Origin of the sequence: Niameybacter sp. (genome assembly GCF_036655075.1) — a bacterium.
Lineage (GTDB): Bacteria > Bacillota > Clostridia > Lachnospirales > Cellulosilyticaceae > Holtiella.
In genome coordinates this window covers 1-6,140 of the sequence record NZ_JAVVQU010000079.1, presented here as the reverse complement: position 1 = coordinate 6,140, position 6,140 = coordinate 1, and the positions used below count along the sequence as shown (strand labels likewise).

Sequence of the window (6,140 nt, the reverse complement as noted above, 5' to 3'; positions counted from 1 at the left end):
GCCCTTTCACGGCGGTAACAGGAGTTCGATTCTCCTATGGGTCATTTGTTGGTGACGATGCGCTTTAGGGAAACACCCGTTCCCATACCGAACACGTAGGTTAAGACTAAAGCGGTCAATGGTACTTGTCTGGAGACGGACTGGGAGAGTAGATGGTTGCCAACTTTATAAAGCGGGGTGTAGCTCAGTTTGGCTAGAGCGCCTGATTTGGGTTCAGGAGGCCGCAGGTTCGAGTCCTGTCACCCCGATTTAGTTCCAATGTCGTGGAACTAATCATAAGTAATATGGGTCACTAGCTCAGTTGGTAGAGCACTTGACTTTTAATCAAGTGGTCCGGAGTTCGAGCCTCCGGTGGCTCATTATTAAAGATAAGTAGTACATTATGTACTGCTTATTTATGCGTGAATGGATCAGGGGTAGAGATTAATCTCTACCTCTTCTTGTATTTATTATGTGATCTTTATAAAGAATAATTTTTCATCTAGGATGTAAGAGAATAGGATAATTATATCTAATATAATAGATGATAAATCAATAAAATAAATGTAGTAAATATTATATTTAGTATGATTATTTGGGTATAATTGACAATGTAAAAGTATCGTCCTAAATATAAAAGTACATTAGAAGAATATCATGTAAATAATCAAGAGCTTTATGATATGCTTTACTTAGAAAAGATTAGTGCATGATCTGATAAGTAAATAAGTAAGATAGTTATTAAGTCAAATAGACACATAAAAAAGATACCTTCCTCTAAAAGTAGAAAGGTATCTTTTTTAATTTATTAGTCATAACTTATTTTTCTCTTTTAAAGTAGAACCACATATTTTGTACACATACTAGTTCCCAACCATTATTTCCATATTCATTCAGTATTTCGGTAGTTTTTGTGGCACCACCCCATATACTAATACATTTGTATTCATACTTTTTCATGATATACACTCCTTTAGAATATTAATATTTTTTACTATAATGATGAGAGGCGAAAAGCATGACAATCATGGTAGTAATAAGGAAGAACAAGGCTACATAGTGTAAAGAAAGAGGCATAAATAAGTTAATAAGGAAACATACTGTTATACCATAAGAGGTAGACATGCCAATAATTGTGTCTACACCATCAATATAGAAGAAGTACGCAAGTAAGAATAGGAAAATGCCACGATAATTTCGAATTTCTTTAAAAGTGATAAAAAGTCTTTTGAAAGATTGGCTAATAGGATGAGGTTCAGGTTCGATATAGTAAGTTTGTTTCACATTTTTAAGGAGTGGAAAAGTAAAACAACCCCACCAAAGTGCTGTAATTAAAAAGGTTATTTTGCAAGCTAAGTCTAAGGTAATAGGAAGTAAACCTGCTTGTGTAAGAAGAACAATAGTAATACAAAAGATAAAAGGAATGGTACTACCAATGTATCCCATAGCAAAACCATAGGAAGATACTTTGTCCATGCGTTCATTGGTAGTGACGTCTACTAGGAATGCATCATAAAAGATATTTCCACCTGCAAAACCAAGAACACAAAAACCATAGAGAATAAGAAGTAAATAGGGCTTATTAGAGGGAACTAAGGCTAGACAAATAGTGCTGAATACACCAATACAAAAGAATGCTGTAAAGAACTTTTTTCTTGCTTAGTTAAACTTTTCATAGCATTTCCTCATTTCTTGTTAAAATAGGCCACTCAATATGACCGTCTGTATTTTCTAGTGGTAACCCTAAGAGGTAAGCAAAAGTTGGTGCATGATTGAGAAGAGAACCTTTTTCTAAAATAAAGTTTTCACGAATACCAGGACCTCTAGCAAGTAAAAAGGTAGTATAATTTTGCTTGGTTGGCAAATATCCATGTGAAGAAAGAATGTGATGAGGAAGATACCCTACCTGATTAGGATCAATGCATTCTACAAAATCTCCAGAATGTGTATCTATGAAGTAATAACCTGTTTTAGCTTCAATCATAAAACTACAAGAAGGGTCAGCACCTAAGACATTAACTTCTTGGCGAGTAAAGTATGATTCAATAGGACTGGATGATTCTACCAATAAGCCTTTAAGTAAGGATTCTACCTGAGAAAGGGATGATAAGTTATTAGGATCCTTTAAATAAATATAGGTGGAACCATCACAAGATTTAGCAATTGCATCGAAGGAAGTAATCTTACCTTGAGTATTTAACTGAATAAGTCCTGCATCTACTAATAGTTTATTGAGTTTGATTAAAGAATGAACAGGAAGTTGAGCATGATCACCAAGTAAAACAAAGGTTGTGTCATCATAAAGTTGCGTTTGTTTTAAGGTGTCTATGATTTCACCTAAGCGCTTATCATGGCGTAATAAAGCACCATGACTTTGGAAACTATCATGACCGGTGTAATGGCGATTAGTATCTACGTCTGTCATATGTACGAACATAACATCAGGTTTATAATGAAGAAGGGTATGCTTAGTACAAGCTAAGACAAAGTCATCTAAATGAGGTTGACTAGAACCTTTTCGAATATGTCCAAAGAGGTGTTGAAGTTCCAGTTGATAAGACATAGAACCAGCCAAACCAGACATAATAAGTTGATGGTGCCATTTTTTAGTTGGAAAAATTTCAGGAAGATTATAAGTAATAGGTCCACGCGCACTAACAGGCCATAGAATAGAGCAAGTTGTGAGTCCCTTTTGTGAAGCTAAGTCAAAGAGTGTAGGTGTTTGAATTGCTTTATGATACCAGAACCAATCTGCATTTGAATGATTAGGTTCTAAACGTGTATTATTAATAATACCATGACGCATAGGATAGTTACCTGTGACAATAGTGGCATGAGCCGGATAAGTGAGAGATGGGTATATAGATTGTACTTCTTGAATAAGACTTCCTTTTTTTATAAATGTGCTAAAGTGGGGTAGGGTTGAAAGGATGTCTATATCTTTGCTAGATACGGCATCTAAAGAGAGAACAAGTAAACGTTTGGTCAACATCTTTTTACCTCAATTCTATAAATTTCATTGAAAGTTTCAATAATACTTCTTATTATTATTATATGATAGACTAATACAAATTTAAATGGTAAGAAGGTAAAATTAGAGTTAAATTAAAATGGATTCAGAAGTAATAGAAATATAATTTATGAGGAGTGAAGTATATGGCTAAAGACATGACACAAGGGAATCCTACAAAAATTCTTTTTCTTTTTGTAATGCCTATGTTACTAGGCAATTTTTTTCAACAATTGTATAATATAGCTGACTCTGTTATTGTAGGAAATTTTGTAGGACCGGATGCCTTAGCAATCTTTTCGATAATAGGCCTCTTGAGTTGTAGAGGCATTCTCATGCTATTACAAACACCTAGTAATATTTTAGAACAGTCTACGCTATACTTAAATATTATTTTTTTAGGATGTACATTTCAATTTCTCTATAATGGTATAACGGCAGTTTTTAATGCATTAGGGGACTCAAAAATACCTTTGATGTGTCTTGTAGTATCTACATTACTTAATATAGTTTTAGATATTGTATTTGTGGTCAATTTTAACTTAGGTGTGGCAGGTGTAGCACTAGCTACATTGATTGCACAAATTGTAGCTGCTTTAATGAACTTATGTTTCCTTTTAATCAGACTTAACAAAATGAAGGAGATTGGAAAAGTAGCGGTGTTTAGAAAAGATATATTAGTAATGATGTTCAAATTTGCGGTGCCGACTATCTTTCAACAGTCCATTGTGTCATTGGGAATGATGGGTGTACACTTTTGGAAGACAATTAATAGGTATGTTTATGGATCAAACGGCAAATGTTCAAGTTATAGAAGTAGGACTGAAGTATTTACAAGTTGTTTCTCTGTTCTACATTGTAATGGGAATTATGTTTTTAGCTAACGGGGTGCTAAGAGGAACAGGTGACATTAAGATATTTGTTATAAGCTCAATATGTAATTTAACTACACGTGTTTTTTGTGCTTATTTATTAGCAGTTATCATAGGAAGAGATGGAATCTGGTGGTCTATTCCTATAGGATGGATAGTAGGAAGTATTATTTCAATGAGACGTTACTTAAGTGATAAATGGCAAGGTAAAGGAATTATTGTAAAGCAAAGCTGACAGCAAATACAAAAGGGGTATTATATGGAACGTGCATACATTAAACGTATTATAGTTTTAGTACTAGGGATTATTATTTTATCTTCAGGTATTGCATTATTTATTAAAGCAGATTTAGGATGTGATCCGTATACGACTTTGAATTTAGGTGTAAGTAGTGCAGTCAATTATAATTTTGCCATAGTACAAATCATTATTAATTTAGTAATCTTAGCTTTTATACTAGCTATAGATAAAAGCTTTATTAACATAGGAACCATTATCAGTCTTTTCTGTGTAGGACCATTAATTGAATGCTTTACAAAGGTTATCGATAGAGTATTACCTTATCAATATGGATTGGTAGGCAGAGTAGTGATACTTATCACAGGATGCCTTGTAGTAGCCTTTGGAGTAGGGGTTTATATTGCAGCAGGATTAGGAGTGGGACCTTACGATATTTTACCTCTCATTATAGAGAAGAAAAAAAGCTGGCCTTATAAATGGATTCGTATTACTCTAGATATAAGTTGTGCTGCAATAGGAGTTGCACTAGGTGAAACAATCGGTATAGGAACTATTATTGCAGCTTTGGGTTTAGGACCAGGCATTGAATATTTTAGAAGTTTTGCAGTGAAGTTTATTTTAAAACAATAGAAAACATAAAGGTTGAAAGCTTACAAAAGATAAGGAGAAAATAATGAATTGGGAAATTAGTATTTTACAGGGACTACAGGCAATTAGGACACCTTTTTTAACAGCCATTATGGAGGCGATTACAGCACTGGCGGAAAGTTTACCTTTAGTACTTGTAATAAGTATTTTATATTGGTGTGTAGATAAGAAAAAAACCGTACGTATTGGTTGGATTGTAATGACAAGTAGTGTTTTAAATGGTGTCATTAAAAATTTAATTAAAGCAGCAAGACCTTTTCAAAAAGGTGTAGTAAGCCCAATTCGTGTAGAGACTGCTACAAGTTATTCCTTCCCTAGCGGGCATACACAGACTGCAACAAGTTTTTGGACTAGTGCAATGATACTTTTTAAAGATAAGGGTGCGTATATTATAGGGTGTACAATGATAGTCTTAACAGCACTGTCACGAATTTACCTAGGTGTACACTGGCCAGTAGATGTTATCGGTGGTGTTGTCATAGGACTTATTGCAGTTGTTATAGCAGATAAGCTCTATGATGAAATGAAAGGTTTTACAAGATGGCATGTTATTAGCGTGGGTATTTTAGCATTTATTTTCTTGATTGTACCAATAGAGAAGGATTTAGTAAAAGCAGTAGGTGCACTATGGGGATTTGTAGTAGGTTGTTATATCGAACAAAATTATATACACTTCCAGACAGAAGGAACTTGGAAGAAACAGCTTTTTAAAATAGGGATAGGCATCGGTGGTGCTATTGTTATATATGCAGCTTTTAAGTTTATTACACAAGGTGATTTGATTTTATCTATGATTCAATATGGAGTAATTGTATTATGGCTTACAGCAGGCGCACCTTATTTATTTAAAACAATGCTAAAGTAAAAGACAAAAAAAGTCTAGCTGAATCGATTCAGCTAGACTTTTTTTATCAAGGTACTCCTACCTAGAAGATAGGTTCTTTAAAATTTGGCAATTTTAAGACTTTGTTTTGATAGGATTAGTATAGCATTAATCAAGAGGCCTGACAATAGAAGCAGGAGAGAATATTATAGAAGAAAAGTAAGGAAAAGATAAGATAAGATAAAAAGATACAAATTAGATGTATGATAGAAAGAAATTCGGATATAATAGAGTTTGTACAGTAAAAAGAAAATAGATTTAGGCTTAAAATGCATGATATAGGAACTAGAGTTAGAAACTGTCTTATTTATAGAATAAAAAGGCTATACAAAAGTAAAAATAAAAAAATGAAAAAAGGTGTTGACTTATACAAAGATATGATGCATAATAATACAAGTCAGCAGGGCACAGTGCCACTAAGACACAGGGCATAAGGCCTTGATAAATAAAGAAAAAATGAACTTTGAAAATAAAATAGTAACCATTAAACCAGTCGATTCAAAAGTC

General features: G+C 33.5%; 7 protein-coding genes, 2 tRNA genes and 1 rRNA gene. 7 read left to right on the top strand and 3 right to left on the bottom strand.

Translation table 11 applies throughout. From position 1 onward, the window contains the following. The first annotated feature begins 47 nt into the window (after window positions 1–47). The 3 genes from rrf to RRY75_RS13605 all read left to right on the top strand — a co-directional run bounded on the left by rrf (window position 48) and on the right by RRY75_RS13605 (window position 359). A 5S ribosomal RNA gene (gene rrf / locus RRY75_RS13615) occupies window positions 48–165 on the top strand. 8 nt (window positions 166–173) lie between these two features. Further along, window positions 174–248, top strand: a tRNA-Pro gene (locus tag RRY75_RS13610). A gap of 38 nt (window positions 249–286) precedes the next feature. Continuing rightward, window positions 287–359 (top strand) — tRNA-Lys (locus RRY75_RS13605). 439 nt (window positions 360–798) lie between these two features. Here the strand turns inward: RRY75_RS13605 and RRY75_RS13600 are convergent. The 3 genes from RRY75_RS13600 to RRY75_RS13590 all read right to left on the bottom strand — a co-directional run bounded on the left by RRY75_RS13600 (window position 799) and on the right by RRY75_RS13590 (window position 2,971). Beyond that, window positions 799–939 (bottom strand): DUF4177 domain-containing protein, encoded by a 141-nt coding sequence (locus RRY75_RS13600; RefSeq protein WP_332717279.1) that lies wholly within the window; start codon window positions 937–939, stop codon window positions 799–801. Between the two features lie 21 nt (window positions 940–960). Further along, window positions 961–1,587, bottom strand: coding sequence for an MFS transporter (locus RRY75_RS13595; protein WP_442935446.1), 627 nt, complete (start codon window positions 1,585–1,587; stop codon window positions 961–963). Window positions 1,588–1,651: 64 nt separating this feature from the next. Then, window positions 1,652–2,971: an alkaline phosphatase family protein gene (locus RRY75_RS13590; RefSeq protein ID WP_332717277.1), complete on the bottom strand. Its 1,320-nt coding sequence runs from the start codon at window positions 2,969–2,971 to the stop codon at window positions 1,652–1,654. 164 nt (window positions 2,972–3,135) lie between these two features. Between RRY75_RS13590 and RRY75_RS13585 the strand changes: the two genes are divergently transcribed. The 4 genes from RRY75_RS13585 to RRY75_RS13575 are packed head-to-tail and all read left to right on the top strand — an operon-like array spanning window position 3,136 to window position 5,615. Further along, on the top strand, window positions 3,136–3,873 hold the full coding sequence (locus tag RRY75_RS13585; RefSeq protein ID WP_332717274.1) for an MATE family efflux transporter: 738 nt from the start codon (window positions 3,136–3,138) through the stop codon (window positions 3,871–3,873). Beyond that, the gene (locus RRY75_RS14235) at window positions 3,767–4,096 is read left to right on the top strand and encodes an MATE family efflux transporter (protein WP_334309881.1); all 330 of its coding nucleotides are present in this window, start codon (window positions 3,767–3,769) and stop codon (window positions 4,094–4,096) included. The genes RRY75_RS13585 and RRY75_RS14235 overlap by 107 nt, the downstream gene beginning before the upstream one ends. A 24-nt stretch (window positions 4,097–4,120) precedes the next feature. Next, window positions 4,121–4,732 (top strand): YczE/YyaS/YitT family protein, encoded by a 612-nt coding sequence (locus RRY75_RS13580; RefSeq protein WP_332717271.1) that lies wholly within the window; start codon window positions 4,121–4,123, stop codon window positions 4,730–4,732. A gap of 43 nt (window positions 4,733–4,775) precedes the next feature. Next, window positions 4,776–5,615 (top strand): phosphatase PAP2 family protein, encoded by an 840-nt coding sequence (locus RRY75_RS13575; RefSeq protein ID WP_332717268.1) that lies wholly within the window; start codon window positions 4,776–4,778, stop codon window positions 5,613–5,615. The last annotated feature ends 525 nt before the right edge of the window (window positions 5,616–6,140 follow it).